Source organism: Rhodococcus sp. 14-1411-2a (genome assembly GCF_002259485.1).
Classification (GTDB): Bacteria; Actinomycetota; Actinomycetes; order Mycobacteriales; family Mycobacteriaceae; genus Rhodococcoides.
The window spans coordinates 486,347-507,009 of the sequence record NZ_NPGA01000020.1 but is presented as its reverse complement, the minus strand read 5'-3'; the positions used below and the strand labels follow the sequence as shown (position 1 = coordinate 507,009).

The window sequence follows — 20,663 nt, the reverse complement described above, 5'->3', positions numbered from 1 at the left end:
AACAGCTCAGACGACTCGAGGTGGACCCGTCCGGCCAAGTCGCACCAGCGACTAGCGTGGTGCTCGTGTTTCGTGCCGCGGCCCTGGTGCCCTCTCCGCCGTTGTTGGTCCCCGAACTGATGGGCGCGGGGGCGGCCGAGACAGCAGATCTTCGGGCCGCCGCCGTCAGCGCCACGACACACCTGACGTCGACGGTCGACCGCTGGATCGCCGTCGGCGTCGATCGCACGTCCTCCACGTTCGGCGAGGCCACGGTCGGCACGTTGCGAGGCTTCGGAGTCGACGTGGTGGTGACCCTGTCCGGCGCCGCGGATCAGACTGCGGCAGACCCGGACCTGCCGCTGGCCGTTCTGATCGCGGGGTGGCTGCGAGGAGTGGCTGCGCCCGACGACGCGGTCGAGGTCCGCACGATCCCGGCCGATGCGAGCCCCGAGTGGTGCGCCGAGTTCGGCGAGAAGCTGCGCCGAGAGTTCGACGCCTCGGCGGAGAGCTGGGGCGTGCTGGTGCTGGCAGACGGGGCGAACACGCTGACTCCGAAGGCCCCCGGATCGTTCGACGAGCGCGCCCAGGAGGTCCAGCGCCGGATCGACGATGCCCTCGCGGCAGCGGACGTCGACGCGTTGGCCGGTCTGGAACCGGACCTGTGCGCATCGCTCGGTGTCGGCGGCCGAGCGGCGTGGCAGGTGCTGGCAGCACTCGCCGGAGCCGATGCGAAGACGACGACGGAGCTCTACCGAGGTGCCCCCTTCGGCGTCGGATACTTCGTGGGGACCTGGTCTCGTGACTGACGGGGCGAGCGATCCGGCCACGACTCCGGTCGCGATCATCGGCCCGACGGCCGCAGGTAAATCCGATCTGGCTCTCGATCTGGCCGAGAAATTCGGCGGCGAAATCGTCAACATCGACGCGATGCAGCAGTACCGGGGAATGGACATCGGGACCGCGAAACTGCCAGTCGCTCAGCGGCGGGGGATTCCGCACCATCAACTCGATGTGCTCGAGGTCACCGACATCGCCACGGTCGCGCGGTATCAAGCGGCTGCGGTCGCCGACGTCGAGGACATCAGATCGCGCGGATTGCGCCCGATCATCGTCGGGGGATCGATGATGTACGTGCAATCGTTGCTCGACGAGTGGGCCTTTCCGGCAACCGACCCCGTCGTGCGGGCGAAGTGGGAAGCAGTCCTCGAACGCGACGGTGTCGAGGAGATCCATCGCGCGTTGACGGCCGCCGATCCCGAGGCTGCCGCGTCGATACTGCCCACCGACGGCAGGCGCATGGTCCGGGCGCTCGAGGTGGTGGAGCTGACGGGGCAGCCGTTCGCGGCCTCGGCTCCGAAGATCGGCGCACCTCGCTGGGGCACGGTGGTGCTCGGAGTCGACCGCGACACGGCCGAACTGGACGAGCGGATCGCCGAGCGCACGCGACAGATGTTCGAGACCGGACTGCTCGACGAGGTGGAGGGGCTGCTCGGTCTGGGGCTGCGTGAGGGCGTCACTGCGTCGCGCGCGATCGGGTACGCGCAGGCTCTCGACGTGTTGGCGGGGGAGTACGACGTCGAGTTCGCACGCGAACGGACGTTCATCGGAACCAGACGCTACGTGCGACGCCAACGCTCGTGGTTTCGCCGCGACGACCGTGTCCGTTGGCTCGACGGTGCGTCGCCCACGCTGATGTCCGACGCCCTGTCCGCGATCGATCCCTCGTAACCGAGCCCACGTAGACTCGCGGCCATGGAATTCGCCAAAGGCCACGGAACTCAGAACGACTTCGTCGTACTGCCGGATCCGGCAGCCGAGCTCGAACTCACCAGGTCGGCGGTCTCGGTGTTGTGCGATCGACGCCAGGGCCTCGGTGCCGACGGCATTCTGCGCGTCGCCCGGGCCGGTGTGCTCCGAGATGCAGGCGTACTCGATCGAATTCCGTCGGGTGTCGAGCCCGAGGACTGGTTCATGGACTACCGCAACGGTGACGGCACCATCGCCGAGATGTGCGGCAACGGCGTCCGCGTGTTCGCGCACTATCTGCGGGTGCACGATCTCGAACAACGCGACCAGTTCGTGGTGGGTTCGCGGGCCGGTGCACGCGCTGTGACCGTCCACTCGTTCGACGACACCGACGCCGATGTCACCGTGGCGATGGGTGATGTCACGCTGATGGGCTCGAGCTCGGTGACCCTCGCGGGTGGAACGTACGAGGGCGTCGGGATCGACGTCGGGAACCCTCATCTGGCCTGTGTCGACGGTGCGTTGACGCGCGCATCTCTCGGCGCTCTCGACTTGACCGCGCCGCCGACACTGGACTCCGAGTTCTTTCCCCGCGGCGCGAACGTCGAGATCCTGACCAGGCTCGACGACGGAGCCGTCGAGATGCGCGTGTTCGAGCGCGGCGTCGGGGAGACGCGATCGTGTGGCACCGGAACCGTGGCGGCGGCCGCAGCCGCGCTGTCCTTCGAGGGCCTCGAGACCGGGGAGGTGAGCGTCGGTGTGCTCGGCGGTCGGGTGCGCGTGAACATCGATCACGTCGGTGCCACTCTGCGCGGACCGTCGGTGCTGCTGGCCCGCGGCGAGATCGACGACCGGTGGCTGAAGGCTCAGTCCTGACGATCGCACCGGCCTCGGCATCCGCCCGGACCGAAACCCGCGTGCATACGCTGGGCTTTTCGTGGATCATGGAGCTCGTATGACGAACTCACATGAAACATCCCCTGCGGGCGAACCGGTCGACGACAGTCGCGACGAGGTCGACGGTGCTCCCGAAACCGAATCCGCCTGGACTCGCGAAGAGTCCGACGCATGGTCGAGGCGACTGGCTCGGTCTCCACTGAACGACGAGAACTCCCCGTCGTCCGGCGACATGCAGCTCGAAGACCGCACCGCGCTACGTCGAGTGGCCGGACTGTCCACCGAACTCACCGACGTCACCGAGGTCGAGTACCGGCAGCTGCGCCTCGAACGCGTCGTGTTGGTCGGAGTCTGGACCACAGGCACGGCCGCGCAGGCCGAGTCCAGCATGACCGAACTGGCTGCACTCGCCGAGACCGCCGGCTCGGAGGTACTCGAAGCGCTGATGCAGCGACGCGACAAGCCCGACGCCGCGACGTACATCGGTTCCGGCAAGGCCAAGGAAGTGCGCGACATCGTCCTTGCGACCGGTGCCGACACGGTGATCTGCGACGGTGAACTGACGCCTGCTCAGCTCAATGCGCTGGAGAAGGTCGTCAAGGTCAAGGTCATCGACCGCACCGCGCTGATCCTCGACATCTTCGCCCAGCACGCGACCTCGCGAGAAGGCAAGGCGCAAGTCGCCTTCGCGCAGATGGAGTACATGTTGCCCAGGCTCCGCGGCTGGGGTGAATCCATGTCGCGGCAGGCCGGTGGACGTGCAGGAAGCAACGGTGGTGTGGGTCTGCGCGGACCGGGTGAGACGAAGATCGAGACCGACCGTCGACGCATCCGCGAGCGAATGGCCAAGCTGCGCCGCGAGATCAAGGGCATGAAGCAGGCCCGCGACACCAAACGCGAACAGCGCCTGAGCGGTACGGTGCCGTCCATCGCGATCGTGGGATACACGAACGCGGGCAAGTCGAGTCTGCTGAATGCCCTGACCGGATCCGGTGTGTTGGTCCAGAACGCGTTGTTCGCCACCCTCGATCCCACCACGCGGAAGTCGACCCTCGAAGACGGCCGCGAGATCGTGCTGACCGACACCGTCGGCTTCGTTCGGCACCTTCCGACTCAGTTGGTCGAAGCGTTCCGCTCGACGCTCGAGGAAGTCACCGATGCAACCCTGCTGCTGCACGTGGTCGACGGATCGGATCCTCTTCCGATCGATCAGATCAAGGCCGTGCGCGAGGTGATCACCGAGGTTGTTCGCGAGCAGGATGCGAAGATGCCGCCGGAGTTGTTGGTGGTCAACAAGATCGACGCTGCCGATCCGGTACAGCTGACCCAGCTGCGCGGATTGCTCGACGGTGCCCGGTTCGTCTCGGCCAAGACCGGCGAGGGAATCGACGCCCTGCGAGATCACCTGGCCGAGATCCTCTCCGAGCCGGACGTGTTGGTCGACGTACTCGTGCCGTACACCCGTGGCGATCTGGTCGCGCGCATCCACACCGACGGCCGGATCGTGAAATCCACCCACGAGGAAGAGGGCACGCGCGTGGAAGCGCGTGTGCCGCAATCGCTCGCGGCAGCGTTGGTCGAGTTCACGGCAACCGTTCCCACCGCCTGATCTCGGTGGGGCCACGGCTGGTGGTGTGCGGAGCGGCCGCGGCTGCGGTCGCGACGACGGTCGCGTTCTCGGGGCCTGCCTTCGCAGCTCCGATCGAGACCGAAACGTATTGTCGACCAACCGATCCTGGTCTCGCCGAGTTGTCCGGCCTGACCTCGATCGACGGGGTCCTCTACGCAATCGGCGACAGCGGAGCCGATGATCGGGTCGCGGCGCTCGGTGCCGACTGCACGGTCGAGCGATGGATCGACGTTCCCGTCGACCCGTACGACGTCGAGGACCTGACGTCGTACGACGGCTCGCTGTGGTTGGCGGACATCGGCGATAATCAGATGCGGCGCGACACAGTGGCATTGACGCGCATGGACCCGGCATCGGGTGCGGGCGAACTGTACCGACTGACCTACCCGGACGGCGCACACGACGCCGAGGCGATCCTGATCGAGCCCGGTGGTAGACCGGTGATCGTCACCAAGGAACTCTCGGGCGTGAGCGGGGTGTACGTACCTGCAGGCGACGAATCGGTCACCGATCTGAGCAGTCCAGGGCCGACGCCGATGCGCAAGGTGGGAGATCTGGCGTTCACCGCAACGGACACGGTCGGTGGGCCGCCGTTCGTGGTCGGATCGATATTGGCGACCGGGGGAGCGGTGAGCGCCGACGGCACCGTCGCCGCGGTGCGCACGTACACCGACGCGTACCTGTTCGATTCGTCCGATGGCGATATTGCGTCCGCGCTGGTCGATCCTGCCACGCCGCGGGCAGTGACGGCTTTGCCCGATCAACCGCAGGGCGAGGCACTGGCGTTCCTCGACGACGGAAGTCTGCTCCTGGCGTCGGAAGCGGGTTACGCTCCGACGGACGGAAGCCTTCCGCCGATTCTTCGATTCACGGATGCGCGGTCTCTCGAACTCGCTGTTCCGGAGCCCACCGCCGCCGAATCCAGTGCGCCGCAGTCGGTGTCGCCGACCTCGAGCGCAGATCGGTCGCCGCAAACGCCGACAGCGACGGACTCGGAATGGGAGTTCCGAGCGGCCGTCGCTGCCGGTGTGGTGCTGATCGCTGGAGCGGTGGGATTCACCGTCCGGCGATCGATGCGCTCTCGTTAGGCGTCGCAGGAGTGGAGCCTGCGGAACGACCTATGCGTCGCAAAAGTGGAGCCTGCGGAACGACCTATGCGTCGCAGGAGTGGAGCCTGCGGAACGACTTATGCGTCCAAGTCTGCTTCGACGAGGGCGACGACCTTGTCGAGTGCGGCCTGGTCGTCGCTGCTGACGGTGACTTCGGTGCCCTTGGTGGCGCCGAGCGTCATGATCATCAGGGCCGAACCTGCATCCACCGGCTCCGAGTCGGCCACTGCGAGGGTGACGTCTACGCCGGCTTCGGCGACGGCGTCGGCGATCAGTGCTGCGGGGCGGGCGTGCAGACCGATCGAGGATCCGACGGCGACTGTGGTGCTGGGCATGGTGCTCCTTCGTAGTGGGGTTGTTGCGATCGTAGCGAGTGTCAGACGGTGGCGAGTGCGGGATCGAGTTCGGCGTCCGACGGGGCGTTCTTGCCCTTGACGAACTGCTTGGCCGAGACGACCAGGAACGCCGAGACGATGGTGCCCGCTGCCAGCGAAAGGATGAACCACAGGATGTTTCCGATCGCGAAGAACACGAAGATGCCGCCGTGGGGTGCGCTGAGGGTGACGTCGAACGCCATGATCATCGCACCGGTCACTGCGCCGCCGGCCATCATCGAGGGGATGACGCGGAACGGGTCCGCCGCGGCGAACGGGATTGCGCCCTCAGAGATGAATGCAGCTCCCAGGAACCACGCGGCTTTGCCGTTCTCGCGTTCGGCTTCGGTGAACAGGCGTGCGCGGACGGTCGAGGCGAGTGCCATGGCGAGCGGCGGCACCATTCCGGCGGCCATGACCGCTGCCATGATGCGGAGCGACGCGGTGTCGGTGACCGACAGGCCTGCGGTGGCGAATGCGTAGGCTGCCTTGTTGACCGGTCCGCCGAGGTCGAAGCACATCATCAGGCCGAGAATGATGCCGAGGATGATGACCGAGGAACCGCTGAGGCCGTTGAGCCAGTCGGTGAGTCCACTGGTGATCGCGGCGAGTGGCTTGCCGAGCAGCAGAAACATGATCGCGCCGACGATGAGTGTGGCGAAGAGCGGAATGATGACGACCGGCATGAGTCCGCGCAGAACTGCGGGGATCTTCCACTTGCTGATCCAGAGTGCGACGAAGCCGGCGATCAGACCACCGACGAGACCGCCGATGAAGCCTGCACCCACCAGAACGGCCACCGCACCTGCGGTGAATCCTGGTGCCAGACCTGGTCTGTCGGCAATGGCGTAGGAAATGTAGCCGGCCAGTGCTGGCACCAGGAAGCTGAAGGACAGCGCGCCGATCTGGAAGAGCACGGCACCGAGGTAGGCGGCGATTCCGCCTTCGGGCAGTGAGGTGATGGAGTTGTTGACGACGATGTCCTCGGCAACTCCGGAGATCTCGTATCCGCCGAGCAGGAAGCCGAGAGCGATCAGCAGACCACCGGCCGCGACGAACGGGATCATGTAGCTGACGCCGGTGAGCAGGATCTGGCGGATGCGGGTGCCCCAGCCGAGTTCACCTGCGGAGTCGTTCGATCCGGCAGCCACTGCGGTACCGCCGACGCGAGCTGCGTCCGGGTTCAGTGCAGCGCGTAGGGCTTCGGTGAGCATGACGTCGGGCTCGTTGATGGCGCGCTTGACGCCCGAGGAGATGACGGGCTTGCCGGCGAAACGCTCGCGGCCCTTGACGCCCACATCGGTGGCGAAGATGACTGCTTCGGCTCCGGCGATGATCTTCGGGTCCAGCGGCGTGCTGCCGCTCGAGCCCTGGGTCTCGACGTGCACCGTGACTCCGGCGCGCTCACCGGCGGCGACCAGGGAATCGGCAGCCATGTAGGTGTGCGCGATTCCGGTGGGGCAGGCGGTGACTGCGACGATGTGCTTCGGGGCAGTGGCCTCGGCCGGAGTGGCGGCCGCGCTGTGCTTGGCGGTCGACACGGGGGCTGCCGCAGTGGTCGTCGCGGCCGGCTTGGCAGCAGGATTGATGACGCCGTCGACGAGTGTGACGATCTCGGTTGCCGAGGACGCGTTGCGCAGCGAGGTGACGAACTCCGGCTTGACCAGGGCACGCGCCAGGCTGGAAAGCAACTTCATGTGTGCGGATCCGGCACCGGCCGGCGCGGCGATGAGGAACACGAGGTCGGCGGGGCCGTCGGGGGCTCCGAAATCGACCTTGGGGTTCAGTCGGGCGAATCCGAGCGAGGCCGAGGTGACCGCTTCGGATCGGCAGTGCGGGATGGCGATTCCGCCGGGCAGGCCTGTTGCCGACTGCGCTTCGCGGGCCAGAGCGGCGTCGCGCAGAGCATCGGTCTCGGTTGCGCGACCCGCGGAAGCCAGAACGCCTGCGAGGCGTTCGATGACGGCTTCCTTGGATTCGCCGAGATCGGCGTCGAGGAGGATCAGATCCTCGGCGATGATCTGCTGATCTTCGGTGGGGGTGGACATTGAGGACTCCTAGAGACGATTCGAAGAAGGGGAGAGCGTGGACGGGCTGACGGAGGTGGGGATGTCGAGCGCACGGACCGTCACCGAATTCGGATGGGTCTGCTCGGGCAGTGGAAGCGTGGTGCCTGGAAGCGCGGTTGCCGCCGTTCCGTAGGCGACGGCGCGGCGAAGTTTGTCTGCGTCGGAACAGTTCTCGGCGTCGGCGAGGATGTAGCCGGCGAGCGAGGAATCGCCTGCGCCGACCGTGCTGACCGCGGTGATCGGGGGTGGGCTGGCGTACCAGGATCCGCCGGAGGTGACCAGCACGGCTCCGGCGCTGCCGAGAGTGGCCAACACCGCGCCGACACCTCGGCCGAGAAGGATGGTGCTGGCTGCGATCGCAGCCGTCGGATCACCCTGCGCCGCTGCGCTTTCCAACTCTTCGGAATCGTACCCGGTGAGTTGGGCGAGTTCCTCGGAATTGGGTTTGATCAGATCGGGTGCCGACGCCGGGAAGGCCGCCGCGAGAGCGAGCAGTGGCTCGTCGGAGGTATCCACCGCAACTTTCGCCGACGTGGCACGCAGCGCCGTGACGAGCTCGGCGTACCAGTCGACGGGCAGACCGGGCGGAAGCGAACCGGAGAGCACCACCCATTCGGCATCGACTGCGAGAGAGAGGATTCGCTCCCGCAGCTCGGTGCGGGTCTGCTCCGACACCGTCGCACCGGGCTCGTTGATCTTGGTGGTGGTGCCACCGACCTCGCTCACCGTGATGTTGGTACGGGCCGGCCCCGACGTCGGAACGGCGGAGTACCGCACGCCCTTGTCGGACATCGCGTCGAGCAGCGGGTCTCCGACATTGGCCGGGAGTACGGCCATCGCGTCGATTCCGGATCCGCCGAGGACACGAGCGACATTGACGCCCTTGCCGCCCGGGTCGGAGACCGACGTCGATGCCCGGTGCACGCCCCCGCGAACCAGTGGTGTGTCGAGCGTGACCGTGCGGTCGATGCTCGGGTTGGCCGTGAGTGTGACCATCATGCGATCACCACCTCGATTCCTTTGTCGCTGAGCTTCTTACGGTCGTTGTTCGAGATGTCGCTGTCGGTGACGATGACGTCGATGGACTGCACTCGGGCGAAGCTGACGAGGTGCTCGCGTCCGATCTTCGACGAATCTGCTAGCACCACAACGTGGTTGGCTGCATCGACCATCGCGCGCTTGACGGCTGCCTCGTCGCTGTCCGGGGTGGACAGGCCGTGCCCGACGCTGATGGCGTTGGTACCGATGAACGCGACGTCCACCCGTAGCCATTCGAGGGCGCGCAGTGCTTCGTCGCCGACGGCAGCCTGGGTGGTTCCGCGCACCCGCCCGCCGAGCAGTCGAAGACTCACGCTCGGCATGGTTGAGGCTCGCGCGGCGATCGGCACCGAGTTGGTCACCAGAGTCAGCTCGCGGTCGTGTGGAAGCAGGCCCGCCAACCGGCCCGTCGTGGTGCCCGCGTCGAACACCGCACTGCCGCCCACCGGTGGCAGGAAGGACAACGCCGCGGCTGCGATGGCGTCCTTCTGGTCGGCGCGGGTGAACTCTCGCTCGGAGACGCCGGGCTCGAGTGTGGTCAGTGCGGACGCGGGTACTGCTCCACCGTGAACGCGGCGGACGACTCCCATTCGGTCGAGGGTGGCGAGATCGCGTCGCACGGTTTCGGTGGTGACGCCGTACGTGGCCGACAGATCGTTGACGGAGACGCGGCCGTGCGTGCTGATCAGTTCGGCGATGGCGTGTTGGCGTTCTTCGGCGTACACCTGCGTCTCCTTCCCGGTTGATGTTGCTTTATGTTGTTTTACGCCCGTGTGTGTTGACATGTCAAGGGTTTGGAGTAATCTCGGTCACAACACAGGCAAGTGAGTGAGTACGCCACAGCTCGCCGAACAGATGCGATGACCTTTGTTCACGCAGGATCCGAGGAGGACCACATGACGGGATCGGTTAGCACCGCTTCGACCGGACACACCGACACCACAGTCGATGCAGCCGGGGCCGGAGCAGCGCAGACGACACTGCGCGGCACACCCGTCGTGCCCGGCGTCGGATACGGCCCCGTCATTCGTCCCGGTGCCCGACCGTCCATCCCAGCCGACACCGGCGAGGTCGCCGAGGCCGATCGGGAGGCCGAGAAGGCTATTTTCGACGCCGCAGCGAATGCTGTCGCCTCCCGACTACGCGGTCGCGCGGAACTCGCGACCGGCGCTGCTTCGGAGGTTCTGTCTGCCAACGCCGCGATGGCCACCGACCGCGGATGGCTCGGGGCCGCTCGCTCCTCGATCGCCAAGGGCAGTTCTGCCGTCACGGCAACGGCAGCGGCAACGGAGAAGTTCGCCGCGATGTTCACCCAGCTCGGCGGACTGATGGCCGAGCGCGTGACCGATCTGCGTGACATTCGCGATCGCGTCATCGCCGAGATCCTCGGCGTTCCGGAGCCCGGTGTTCCGGTACCCGAGCTGCCGTCGGTGCTGTTCGCCGACGATCTTGCGCCCGCCGACACCGCGGGTCTAGACCCCACCCTGATCGTCGGACTCGCCACCTCGCTGGGCGGTCCGACCAGTCACACCGCGATCATCGCGCGCCAGCTGGGCATTCCGTGCATCGTCGCCGTGGCTGGGCTCGACGACATCGCCGCGGGTACGAACGCATCCGTCGACGGAACCAGCGGCCGCATCGATCTCGAACCCGACGCCGACTCGGCCCGCGCTGCCGTCGTGTCTGCCCGCGACGAGCTCGACCGGGTATCCCAGTGGGTCGGTCCCGGAACCACCGCCGACGGCCACGCAGTCGACATTCTCGCCAACGTCCAGGACGGTGCCGGTGCTCGCGCGGCGCGGTCGAGCGCAGCGGACGGCGTCGGTCTGTTTCGTACCGAGCTGTGCTTCCTCGACCGCGACTCCGAACCCACCGTCGACGAGCAGGCCGAGATCTACGCACAGGTACTCGACGCGTTCGCAGGCAAGAAGGTCGTCGTTCGGACTCTCGACGCCGGCTCGGACAAGCCACTTCGGTTCGCCACTCATCCCGACGAGGCCAACCCGGCACTGGGCATTCGCGGCATCCGCATCGCCGAGGCCGACCGAGGGATTCTGTACCGCCAGCTCGACGGCATCGCAGCAGCCGCGAAGGCGACCGATTCCTCCCCGTGGGTGATGGCTCCGATGATCGCGACGGCGCTGGAGGCAAAGGATTTCGCTGCCGACGTCCGCGAGCGCGGACTCACTCCGGGGGTCATGATCGAGATCCCCGCCGCCGCTCTGCTCGCCGAACACATCCTCGAGCACGTGGACTTCCTGTCCATCGGTACCAACGATCTGGCGCAGTACACGATGGCCGCCGACCGCATGTCCGCTCAGCTCGCCGGCCTGACCGATCCGTGGCAGCCGGCCGTGTTGGCGCTGGTGGCGCACACCGCGGCCGCGGGAGCCAAGGCGGGCAAGCCCGTCGGAGTCTGCGGTGAGGCCGCTGCCGATCCGCTGCTGGCCTGCGTGCTGGTAGGGCTCGGCATCACCTCGCTCTCGGCTGCGTCGGCTGCCGTCGCGCATGTCGGGTCGAAACTGGCAACGGTCACGCTCGCTCAGTGCAAGGAAGCGGCCGCGGCCGCCCTGAAAACGGACAGCACCGCCGCTGCCCGCGAGGCAGTGAGCGCGATTCTCGGCTGATCCAATAGTGTTGCCTTCCATCATGAGAACTCTCGGTTGGACGCTGCACGGAAACGGAAAGACCGTCGACGCCGGGGCGGTGGTCTCGCCCGACGAGCGATTGACGTGGCCCCGCACCATCGGCATCGGTATGCAGCATGTGGTCGCGATGTTCGGCGCGACCCTGTTGGTTCCAACGATCACCGGATTTCCGGTGTCGACGACGCTGCTGTTCTCGGGCATAGGGACGGCGCTGTTCCTGCTCATCACCCGAGGCCGGGTGCCCAGCTACCTGGGTTCCTCCTTCGCGTTCCTGGCCCCGCTCGGTGCCACCCAAGCGAACGGACCTGCCGCCCAGCTCGGAGCCGTCCTGTGTGTGGGCGTCGTACTGGCAGCAGTGGGCTTCGTGGTGAAGTTCGCAGGGCAGCGGGTACTCGACGCGGCGATGCCGCCCGTCGTGACCGGAGCCGTCGTGGTGCTCATCGGGCTGAACCTGGCACCGGCCGCCACCACGTCGTTCGAGGCACAGCCGCTGATCGCAGCCATCACCCTGGTCGCGATTCTGCTGGCGACAGCGGTGGGGCCCGGCCTGATCGGGCGACTGGGAATTCTGCTCGGCGTCGTCGTGGGTTGGGTGTTCGCCGCAGTCACCGGAGGGATCGCGCAACCGCGACTCGACGCACTCAGCGCTGCGAGCTGGATCGGTCTGCCCGAGTTTCGTGGACCGTCGTTCGAGCTGTCGGTGATCCTCGTGGCGCTGCCGGTGGTGATCGTCCTGGTCGCCGAGAACGTGGGGCACGTCAAAGCCGTCGCCGCGATGACCGGCAAGAACCTCGACGATGTGGCAGGCGACGCCTTGATCGCCGACGGTCTGGCGACCACGCTGGCCGGAGCAGGCGGCGGTTCGGGAACCACCACCTACGCGGAGAACATCGGCGTCATGGCGGCCACTCGTGTCTACTCGACCGCTGCGTACTGGGTCGCATCGATCACCGCGACGGTGCTCGCGTTCTCGCCCAAGTTCGGTGCACTGATCTTCACCGTGCCCGACGGGGTCATCGGCGGCGCAACCCTGGTTCTGTACGGCCTCATCGGGCTGCTGGGCGTACGTATCTGGACCGACGCGAAGGTCGACTTCACCGATCCGGTCAATCTCATGGTCGTCGCTGCCGCGCTCGTCGCCGGAATCGGTGACCTGACGCTGTCCGTCGGATCGGTCGAGCTCGGCGGTATCGCGTGGGGTTCGGTCGGCATCCTTCTCGGGTACCCGATCGTCTCGGCGCTCGCGAGAAGTGCGGGCAAACGCGCACGGTAACGGGGTCGGTCACGAATCGCGCGCGTTTTGGTCATCGACCTCCGTGACGTCCCGAACGTACTGTTGGAGCGTGACGTCAGTCGTACCGACGACCGCGAATGACACCGTTCACAGGTCGATGTCGGTATGCACCGAACAAGGAGATCTGCGTGGAACGCACACTTTTCGAGCCCGAGCACGAGCTGTTCCGGGAGTCGTACCGGAAGTTTCTCGATCAGCACGTAGCGCCGAACCATGCGAAGTGGGAAGAGCAGAACATCGTCGACCGCGACGTCTGGGTCGAGGCCGGTAAGCAGGGCTTCCTCGGAACGGCAGCGCCCGAGGAATTCGGTGGCGGCGGAGTCAAGGACTTCCGCTACAACGCCATCGTCACCGAGGAAACCACCCGCGGCGGATACAGCGGTATCGGCTTCACCCTGCACAACGACGTCGTCGCGCCGTATTTCATCGACCTTGCCAACGACGAGCAGAAGCAGCGCTGGCTCCCCGGATTCTGCTCCGGCGAACTGATCACCGCGATCGCGATGACCGAGCCCGGCACCGGAAGCGACCTGCAGGGCATCAAGACCAAGGCTGTCCGTGACGGCGACGACTGGGTGCTCAACGGCTCGAAGACGTTCATCACCAACGGAATCAACGCCGACCTGATCATCGTCGTGGCCTGCACCGACCCCGAGAAGGGCGCACAGGGCTTCAGCCTGTTGGTCGTGGAACGCGACATGCCCGGATTCGAGCGCGGCCGCAACCTCGACAAGATCGGCATGAAGGCTCAGGACACCGCCGAACTCAGCTTCACCGACGTGCGCGTGCCCGCCGCCAACCTGCTGGGCGAGGAAGGCATGGGCTTCATCTACCTCATGCAGAATCTGCCCCAGGAACGCCTGTCGATCGCCGTCGTCGCGGCCGCCGCGATGGAATCCGCGCTCGAGATGACGATCCAGTACTGCCGCGACCGCAAGGCCTTCGGGAAGTCGATCGGCAAGTTCCAGAACACCCGATTCGTGTTGGCGGAGTTGGCCACCGAGACCACCGCCACCCGCATCATGGTGGACAAGTTCATCGAACTGCTCAACGAAGACAAGCTGACCGTGCAAGAGGCTGCCATGGCGAAATGGTGGACCACCGAGAATCAGGTCAAACTGATCGACCGGTGCCTGCAGTTGCACGGTGGCTACGGCTACATGAAGGAATACCCGATCGCCAAGGCGTACATGGACTCCCGCGTGCAGACCATCTACGGCGGCACCACCGAAATCATGAAGGAGATCATCGGCCGCGGATTGAATCTGTGATCCGCTGATCCGAAGCACGCTAAGGGCCGCAGCACATGTGCTGCGGCCCTTCGCATGTCACTGCCGTGACAATCTCTACAGCTTGCGCATCACGGTCACGACCTTGCCGAGGATCGCGGCGTTGTTGCCCGGAATGGGCTCGAACAGCGGATTGTGCGGCAGCAGCCACACCTCGCCCTTGGACCGCTTGAACGTCTTGACGGTGGCCTCCCCGTCGATCATCGCAGCGACGATGTCACCGTTGTCGGCCACGGACTGCTGACGAACCACCACCCAGTCGCCGTCGCAGATGGCCGCGTCGATCATCGACTCGCCGACCACCTTGAGCAGAAACAGAGAGCCCTGACCGACCAGCTCGCGGGGGAGCGGGAACACGTCCTCGACGGCCTCTTCGGCCAGGATCGGACCGCCGGCTGCGATCCGGCCAAGCACCGGCACGAACGTCGGGGTCGGCAACCGATCCTGTTCCTCGGACGCCGAGGAACCGTCGACCGCGGCGGCAGCCTGGTCGGCCTGCACCTCGTCGAGACCCCGGACGTCGACGGCACGGGGGCGGTTGGCGTCGCGCCTGAGGAAGCCCTTGCGCTCGAGGGTGCGCAGCTGGTGAGCAACGGAGGAGGTCGATGTCAGACCGACCGCATCGCCGATCTCGCGGATGCTGGGCGGGTAGCCGCGCTCGGTGACCGACGCGCGAATGACCTCGAGTACCTTCCGCTGCCGCTCGGTCAGACCCGCACTGATGTCGGTGCCGACCTCCATTGCCTTGGACGTGGGTTCCGCGGCCGGCTTTCCTGCTGCGGCCTTGGTGGCGGTGGCCTTGGCTCCGGTCGTCCTGGAACCCGTCGTCGTGGAACGCGTGGTCGACCTCGTCGAGGTCTCGTCCTTCATGCTGTCGGCCTCCTGCTGGTGTCCTGGGATCCGGTCTGCGGGGTAGGTCTGCGCGGACTGGAGTTGATGGTGTCGACTCGTGTGGCGTGTGGTTTCTGACACGAATCTAGCGTGTATCAGCTGTTGAATCAAACATCTGTTCGACTCGTGTCGCGTTTTCTGCAGACTTTGTCGGAGGCTCGTGATAGAACTTCGAACAAGCGTCCATCGAACGCCTGATCGAACAATCGATCCAACGAGCGAAGTCGAGGTTCCGATGACCATCATCACCGATCGCCCCACCGCCGCCGGTGTCCGTGCCCGGTCCACCGTCGTCGAGCGTCGTCGCCGGGCCCGTCCCGTTCTGCGGAGTCCCCTCGGGATGCACGGCGTCACCACGGTGCCTCGCACACAGAGCGCACCGTGCCTTCCGGTCCTCGACCCGTCGTGGACCGACGTCACCGACCGCGAGGATGCCGATCGCGAGTTCGACGCGACCTCCGCGCACTTCGCGAGCCAGCCGGTTCGACTGCGATCGCTGGTGTTGTGGATGCTCGCAGTGGTCGTCGTGGCCGGTGGTCTGATCGGCATCGCGAACCTGCGAGCAGTTGCACCCGATGCAGGTGTGCAGCCGGCCGGTGTGGTCGAAGTGCACGACGGGGCTCTCGTCGAGTACACGACCGGCAGATGACCACCGCCCCCGTCGGGTTCGAGAAGGCTGAGTATCCTCGGTGGACTGCCCCGATGTGCGTGCTCGTCGTCGGAGCATCGGCTACGACGGAGGGTCCCTCATGCATTGCCCGTTCTGCAGGCATCCCGACTCACGCGTGGTCGATTCGCGTGAGATGGACGAGGGACAGGCAATCCGGCGGCGTCGCTCCTGCCCGGAGTGCGGTCGTCGTTTCACGACCGTCGAGGCAGCAGTGCTTGCAGTCGTGAAGCGCAGCGGCGTGACCGAGCCGTTCAGCCGCGAGAAGGTCGTCAAGGGAGTTCGACGCGCGTGCCAGGGCAGAGATGTCGACAACGATGCGCTGAACCTGCTGGCACAGCAGGTCGAGGACGCAATCCGTGCAGCGGGATCAGCGGAGATCCCCAGCAACGAAGTGGGATTGGCCATTCTCGGTCCGCTCCGTGATCTGGACGAAGTGGCGTACCTGCGCTTCGCCTCCGTGTACCGCTCGTTCAGTTCGGCCGAGGACTTCGAGAAGGAAATCCACGAACTGCGTAAGCACCGCGAGTCCGCCGACATCGACTGACAGTTCCGCCCGTCAGCGGCTCTGGTCCGAGATCGCCTTCTCGATGCGCTTCTCGGAGACCGGATACGCCGTACGAATCCCTTGGGCGAACAGTCCCACGCGCAGCTCCTCGATCATCCAGAACAACTCCTGCACCCCGGAACTGTTCTTTCTGCTCTCCGGAAGCGAATCCAGCAGTCGTCCGTACGACGCGTACACCCGATCGAGTACATCCATCGCCGCCGCGTCACGGCCTGCGCTGCTCGGCAGAGTGGCCAACCGCTTCGTCGCCGCCGCGAGATAGCGCGGCAGGTCCGCCAATCTGCGAGAACCGAACTCGGTGACGAATCCGCGAAAGATCAAGCCGTCGAGCTGCTCCCGAACATCGTCTGCCGGCTCACCCGAGGCTGATTGCAGTTGCGCCGACAAAGCCAGGGCAGCGGTCAGCACAGGACGAACCAGGGCGAGGACCGCGGCGGTACGCTGCGGAACCTCCGCGTGCACGAGCGCCCTGAGCTTGTCGAAAGCCTCGGGATCTCGTACCGGTCCACCGTGCGCGTCCATTGCTTCCTCGACCGCGAGAACCCGGCATTCCTCGAGCAGTGCATCGACTCCGCCGTACGGATTCTGGCCGAGGGCAAGCCGTTCCGCCGTCGGTAATCCGGCCAACAGTGCTTTGGTGCCCTTCGGCGCAGTCGACAGCAGCAGAGCCCTGGTTCCGGAACGCATCGCTGCCCGCTGCTGAGCAGGGGTGCTCAGGACTCGAACCGCCACGCCCGGTCCTTCCGGCACCAAAGCCGGATAGCCGGTGACCTTCTGGCCTCCCACATCTCGGGTGACGGTCGACTCCAACCGTCCCAGCGTGCTCGAGGTCCACGCCAGCGAGGGCGCACGCTCGGCGTCACCCACCGCGCTGGCCACCTGACGGCCGACCTCACCGGACAAACCGGTACGCAGAGCGGTCAGATCCTTGTTGCTGCCCAACACCTTTCCGGACGGATCGACGGCCGCGAACGTCATTCTCAGGTGCTCGGGGAGTGCCGCAACATCGAAGTCCTTCGCCGTGATGTGGCACTGGGCCGCCCGCGAGAGCTCACGGGCCAATGCCGTGACCAACGTTTCGGCGCGGGGCCGCATGACCGCCAACGCCGCGGCTGCGAAGTCGGGGGCCGGTACGACATTGCGGCGCAACGCTTTCGGAAGCGTCTTGATCAGTGCGGTCACCAACTCACCGCGCATCCCAGGGACCAGCCAGTCGAAGCCCACCGGCTGTACCTGAGCGAGCAGAGCGATCGGAATTCGTGCGGTGACGCCGTCGGCCGCCGTGCCCGGCTCGAACTGGTAGGTCAGGGGAAACTGGATCTCGCCCTGTCGCCATGCGTCGGGATACGCGCCGGTCAGTACCGAGGCCGCGTCGGAGTTGACGACGGTGTCGGTGGTGAAGTCGAGCAGCGCCGGGTCCTGTCTGCGGGCCTTCTTCCACCAGGTGTCGAAGTGCCGTGCCGACACCGCCTCTGGGGCGATGCGGGCGTCGTAGAAGTCGAACAGAGCGTCGTCGTCGACGACGATGTCTCGCCGTCGGGCGCGATGTTCGAGTTCACCCACGTCGTCGAGCAGTGCCCTGTTCTTGTGGAAGAAGGCATGCTGGGTCTTCCACTCGCCCTCCACCAGCGCATGTCTGATGAACAGCTCTCGGGACGCCTCGGGGTCGATACGGTGATAGTTCACCGGACGTTGCGTCACCAACGGAATGCCGTACAGCGTCACCCGCTCGTAGGCCATCGCCGATTCACGCTTGATCGACCAATGTGGTTCCGAGTACGTCCGCTTGACCAGATGCGGTGCCAACCGCTCGGCCCACTCCGGTTCGATGCGAGCAGCCATACGGCCCCACAGGCGCCCGGTCTCGACCAGCTCGGCGGCCATGACCCAGCGCGGGGGCTTCTTGAACAGACCCGAACCGGGGAATATCGCGAAGTGAGCTCCGCGCGCGCCGAGGAACTCGCGTTTGTCCCCCTCCCTGAGTCCGACGTGCGAGAGCAGCCCGGACAGCAGCGACTGATGCAGGGCGGTCTCGGTGGAATCGGCGTCGGGCACCGTCCACCCGAGCCCGCGGGTGATCTGACGCAGTTGGCCGTGCAGATCCTGCCACTCGCGAATACGTAGGTAGTGCAGGAACTCTGTTCGGCACATGCGTCGGAACTGGTTGGAGGACAATTCGTTTCGCTGCTCGCGCAGATACGTCCACAGTTTCACGTACGCCAGGAAGTCGGAGTTCTCCACTGCGAAGCGTGCATGCTTCTCGTCCGCTGCCTGCTGATGCTCGGCGGGCCGCTCCCGAACGTCCTGAATCGACAGGGCCGCCACAACCACCAACGCGTCGCGAAGAGAGCCGTTGCCGTTGGCCTCGACGAGCATCCGAGCCATCCGAGGATCGACCGGCAGTGCCGAGAGTTCCCGGCCGATCGGGGTCAGCTCTGCAGTGCCGTCCTTGGTGGCCGGCTTCAGCGCACCGAGTTCCTCGAGCAGTCCGATTCCGTCCCTGATACTGCGCGGATCGGGCGGTTCGACGAACGGGAACGCGTCGATCTTGCCCAGCCCGAGTGCGGTCATCTGCAGGATGACCGACGCCAGGTTGGTGCGCAGTATCTCCGGCTCGGTGAACTGTGGACGTGACTCGAAATCCTCTTCGGAATACAGCCGGATGCAGATGCCGTCGGCGACGCGGCCACAGCGGCCGGCCCGCTGCCGCGCCGACGCCTGGGAGATCGGCTCGATGGGGAGTCGTTGCACCTTGGTGCGCAACGAATATCGCGAGATGCGGGCGGTACCGGGGTCGACCACGTAGCGGATGCCAGGGACCGTCAGCGATGTTTCCGCGACGTTCGTCGAGAGCACCACGCGTCGACCCGAATGCGGGGAGAACACTCGGTGTTGTTCGGCCGCAGAGAGTCTCGCATACAGAGGAACGATCTCGGTGTTGCGGAGATTGCGATCGTTCAGGGCGTCGGCGGTGTCGCGAATCTCGCGTTCACCGGACAGGAACACCAGAATGTCGCCGTCGCCCTCGGCCATCAGCTCGTCGACGGCCTGGCAGGTCGCGTCGACGGGGTCGAGATCGATCGTGGTGTCCCCGGCGTCGACGGTCAGTGGCCGATAGCGCATCTCGACCGGGAACGTGCGACCGGAGACCTCGATGATCGGGGCAGGCACGCCGTCCCGCGCGAAGTGCTGGGCGAACCGTTCGGGGTCGATCGTCGCCGAGGTGATGACGATCTTGAGGTCGGGACGCCGGGGGAGAAGCTGCGCCAGGTAACCCAGGATGAAGTCGATGTTGAGGCTGCGCTCGTGCGCTTCGTCGATGATCAGGGTGTCGTACTGCCGCAGCAGTCTGTCTCGCTGGATCTCCGCCAGCAGGATGCCGTCGGTCATCAGCTTGACGAGGGTCGAATCCGAGGACTGATCGGTGAACCTCACCTTGTAGCCGATGGATTCGCCCAGGGGCTCGCCCACCTCCTCGGCGATGCGTTCGGCCACCGTGCGGGCAGCGAGCCTGCGCGGTTGGGTGTGACCGATCGACCCGCGAATTCCGCGACCCAGTGCGAGAGCGATCTTGGGAATCTGAGTGGTCTTCCCTGAACCGGTCTCACCGGCGACGATGACGACCTGGTGTTCGGCGATGGCGGCTGCGATGTCGTCCTTGCGCAGACTGACCGGAAGCGACTCGGGGAACTCGAGGGTCGGCACCGCCGCGCGGCGATTGGCCACTACCGTCTCGGCGCGGGCGACATCGCGTTCGAGAGCGGCGAACGCGTCGTCGGTACGAGCCTTGTCCAGTCGCCGCCGCAGCCGGTTCTCGTCCCGGATCGTGACGTCTGCCAGACGTGTAGCGAGAGATTTTCGCTGACCGGACAAATTCGAGGTAGACATACTCGCTCCAGGATATCCGCATCGATGCAACCGTCGTGAATGGCGGCCGAGACTGTGCCAGGATCGCCGTATGAGCATCGTGCACGATGTCACTGCCGAACCGCGTACGCCGGTACCGATCAGGACGCTGCGGGTGCTGTTCGCGGATCGGTGACGCTCTACATGGTGATCACCGGGATCATCTACGCGGTGTTGCTCGCGAACATCGATGTCGGTGTCGCGGATCCGTGGACCGACAACGTGGTGCATCGAATCATGCCCGTGGTCCTTCTGTTCGACTGGATTCTCGCTCCACCGCGTCGGCAGATCTCCGAGTCACGCAGCCTGACGTGGTTGCTCTTCCCGCTGGTCTATGGGATCTACACCCTGATCCGTGGACCCGTCGTCGACTGGTACCCGTATCCCTTCCTCGAGCCGAGGGAACGGGGATACCCCGCGCTTGCCGTCGGGCTGGTGGTGTTGACCGTCGCTTTCGCGCTCATGGCGCTGGCAGTGAATGCTCTCGGACGGCTCGCGGGACGGTGGAGGCACGGATCGGTCTCGAGCGAATCGGACTCCACTACTGTGTAGCGC

General features: G+C 66.0%; 16 protein-coding genes and 1 pseudogene. 11 read left to right on the top strand and 6 right to left on the bottom strand.

Annotated features, from left to right (window positions below; genetic code table 11):
- The first annotated feature begins 65 nt into the window (after positions 1–65).
- From CH291_RS23315 to CH291_RS23295, 5 genes are all read left to right on the top strand, one after another.
- A complete protein-coding gene (locus CH291_RS23315; RefSeq protein WP_094688907.1) occupies positions 66–788 on the top strand; it encodes a class III extradiol dioxygenase subunit B-like domain-containing protein in 723 nt (240 codons plus the stop codon).
- The gene (gene miaA / locus CH291_RS23310) at positions 781–1,710 is read left to right on the top strand and encodes a tRNA (adenosine(37)-N6)-dimethylallyltransferase MiaA (protein WP_094688750.1); all 930 of its coding nucleotides are present in this window, start codon (positions 781–783) and stop codon (positions 1,708–1,710) included. The genes CH291_RS23315 and miaA overlap by 8 nt, the downstream gene beginning before the upstream one ends.
- Before the next feature lie 24 nt (positions 1,711–1,734).
- Positions 1,735–2,604 (top strand): diaminopimelate epimerase, encoded by an 870-nt coding sequence (dapF, locus tag CH291_RS23305; protein WP_094688749.1) that lies wholly within the window; start codon positions 1,735–1,737, stop codon positions 2,602–2,604.
- A gap of 79 nt (positions 2,605–2,683) precedes the next feature.
- On the top strand, positions 2,684–4,234 hold the full coding sequence (gene hflX, locus CH291_RS23300; RefSeq protein ID WP_094642047.1) for a GTPase HflX: 1,551 nt from the start codon (positions 2,684–2,686) through the stop codon (positions 4,232–4,234).
- A 5-nt stretch (positions 4,235–4,239) separates the two neighbouring features.
- The gene (locus CH291_RS23295) at positions 4,240–5,343 is read left to right on the top strand and encodes a hypothetical protein (protein WP_094688748.1); all 1,104 of its coding nucleotides are present in this window, start codon (positions 4,240–4,242) and stop codon (positions 5,341–5,343) included.
- A 98-nt stretch (positions 5,344–5,441) separates the two neighbouring features.
- Here the strand turns inward: CH291_RS23295 and CH291_RS23290 are convergent, their stop codons facing one another.
- From CH291_RS23290 to CH291_RS23275, 4 genes are read right to left on the bottom strand one after another with little or no spacing between them, the layout of a single operon-like run.
- Positions 5,442–5,699, bottom strand: coding sequence for an HPr family phosphocarrier protein (locus CH291_RS23290; RefSeq protein WP_068050678.1), 258 nt, complete (start codon positions 5,697–5,699; stop codon positions 5,442–5,444).
- Between the two features lie 41 nt (positions 5,700–5,740).
- On the bottom strand, positions 5,741–7,786 hold the full coding sequence (locus CH291_RS23285) for a PTS fructose transporter subunit IIABC (protein WP_094642043.1): 2,046 nt from the start codon (positions 7,784–7,786) through the stop codon (positions 5,741–5,743).
- Positions 7,787–7,795: 9 nt separating this feature from the next.
- Positions 7,796–8,806: a 1-phosphofructokinase family hexose kinase gene (locus tag CH291_RS23280; protein WP_094688747.1), complete on the bottom strand. Its 1,011-nt coding sequence runs from the start codon at positions 8,804–8,806 to the stop codon at positions 7,796–7,798.
- Positions 8,803–9,570: a DeoR/GlpR family DNA-binding transcription regulator gene (locus CH291_RS23275; RefSeq protein WP_094688746.1), complete on the bottom strand. Its 768-nt coding sequence runs from the start codon at positions 9,568–9,570 to the stop codon at positions 8,803–8,805. The genes CH291_RS23280 and CH291_RS23275 overlap by 4 nt, the downstream gene beginning before the upstream one ends.
- Before the next feature lie 171 nt (positions 9,571–9,741).
- Here CH291_RS23275 and CH291_RS23270 point away from each other — a divergent pair, with 171 nt between their 5' ends.
- From CH291_RS23270 to CH291_RS23260, 3 genes are all read left to right on the top strand, one after another.
- The gene (locus tag CH291_RS23270) at positions 9,742–11,472 is read left to right on the top strand and encodes a phosphoenolpyruvate--protein phosphotransferase (protein ID WP_256980955.1); all 1,731 of its coding nucleotides are present in this window, start codon (positions 9,742–9,744) and stop codon (positions 11,470–11,472) included.
- 22 nt (positions 11,473–11,494) lie between these two features.
- Complete coding sequence (locus CH291_RS23265; protein ID WP_176460470.1) at positions 11,495–12,766, top strand: uracil-xanthine permease family protein; 1,272 nt, start codon at positions 11,495–11,497, stop codon at positions 12,764–12,766.
- 149 nt (positions 12,767–12,915) lie between these two features.
- The gene (locus CH291_RS23260; protein ID WP_068050674.1) at positions 12,916–14,058 is read left to right on the top strand and encodes an acyl-CoA dehydrogenase family protein; all 1,143 of its coding nucleotides are present in this window, start codon (positions 12,916–12,918) and stop codon (positions 14,056–14,058) included.
- 75 nt (positions 14,059–14,133) lie between these two features.
- Here the strand turns inward: CH291_RS23260 and lexA are convergent, their stop codons facing one another.
- On the bottom strand, positions 14,134–14,817 hold the full coding sequence (gene lexA, locus CH291_RS23255) for a transcriptional repressor LexA (RefSeq protein WP_037189497.1): 684 nt from the start codon (positions 14,815–14,817) through the stop codon (positions 14,134–14,136).
- A 385-nt stretch (positions 14,818–15,202) separates the two neighbouring features.
- Here lexA and CH291_RS23250 point away from each other — a divergent pair, with 385 nt between their 5' ends.
- Positions 15,203–15,616 carry a hypothetical protein gene (locus CH291_RS23250; protein WP_068050673.1) on the top strand — a complete coding sequence of 138 codons (414 nt, stop codon included), beginning with the start codon at positions 15,203–15,205 and terminating at the stop codon, positions 15,614–15,616.
- A gap of 100 nt (positions 15,617–15,716) precedes the next feature.
- Positions 15,717–16,181: a transcriptional regulator NrdR gene (gene nrdR / locus CH291_RS23245; protein WP_008716872.1), complete on the top strand. Its 465-nt coding sequence runs from the start codon at positions 15,717–15,719 to the stop codon at positions 16,179–16,181.
- A 12-nt stretch (positions 16,182–16,193) separates the two neighbouring features.
- On the opposite strand, the gene hrpA is transcribed toward nrdR, so the two are convergent.
- A complete protein-coding gene (hrpA, locus tag CH291_RS23240) occupies positions 16,194–20,090 on the bottom strand; it encodes an ATP-dependent RNA helicase HrpA (RefSeq protein ID WP_094688745.1) in 3,897 nt (1,298 codons plus the stop codon).
- 141 nt (positions 20,091–20,231) lie between these two features.
- Here hrpA and CH291_RS23235 point away from each other — a divergent pair.
- A pseudogene (locus CH291_RS23235) lies at positions 20,232–20,660 on the top strand (Pr6Pr family membrane protein); the annotation flags it as partial.
- Between the last annotated feature and the right edge of the window lie 3 nt (positions 20,661–20,663).

Coding starts and splice junctions, on each gene's coding strand:
- CH291_RS23285 (WP_094642043.1), bottom strand. CDS start 7,786: ATGTCCACCCCCACCGAAGATCAGCAGATCATCGCCGAGGATCTGATC.
- hflX (WP_094642047.1), top strand. CDS start 2,684: ATGACGAACTCACATGAAACATCCCCTGCGGGCGAACCGGTCGACGAC.
- lexA (WP_037189497.1), bottom strand. CDS start 14,817: ATGGAGGTCGGCACCGACATCAGTGCGGGTCTGACCGAGCGGCAGCGG.
- nrdR (WP_008716872.1), top strand. CDS start 15,717: ATGCATTGCCCGTTCTGCAGGCATCCCGACTCACGCGTGGTCGATTCG.
- CH291_RS23290 (WP_068050678.1), bottom strand. CDS start 5,699: ATGCCCAGCACCACAGTCGCCGTCGGATCCTCGATCGGTCTGCACGCC.
- dapF (WP_094688749.1), top strand. CDS start 1,735: ATGGAATTCGCCAAAGGCCACGGAACTCAGAACGACTTCGTCGTACTG.
- hrpA (WP_094688745.1), bottom strand. CDS start 20,090: ATGTCTACCTCGAATTTGTCCGGTCAGCGAAAATCTCTCGCTACACGT.
- CH291_RS23270 (WP_256980955.1), top strand. CDS start 9,742: ATGACGGGATCGGTTAGCACCGCTTCGACCGGACACACCGACACCACA.
- CH291_RS23280 (WP_094688747.1), bottom strand. CDS start 8,806: ATGATGGTCACACTCACGGCCAACCCGAGCATCGACCGCACGGTCACG.
- CH291_RS23250 (WP_068050673.1), top strand. CDS start 15,203: ATGACCATCATCACCGATCGCCCCACCGCCGCCGGTGTCCGTGCCCGG.
- CH291_RS23265 (WP_176460470.1), top strand. CDS start 11,495: ATGAGAACTCTCGGTTGGACGCTGCACGGAAACGGAAAGACCGTCGAC.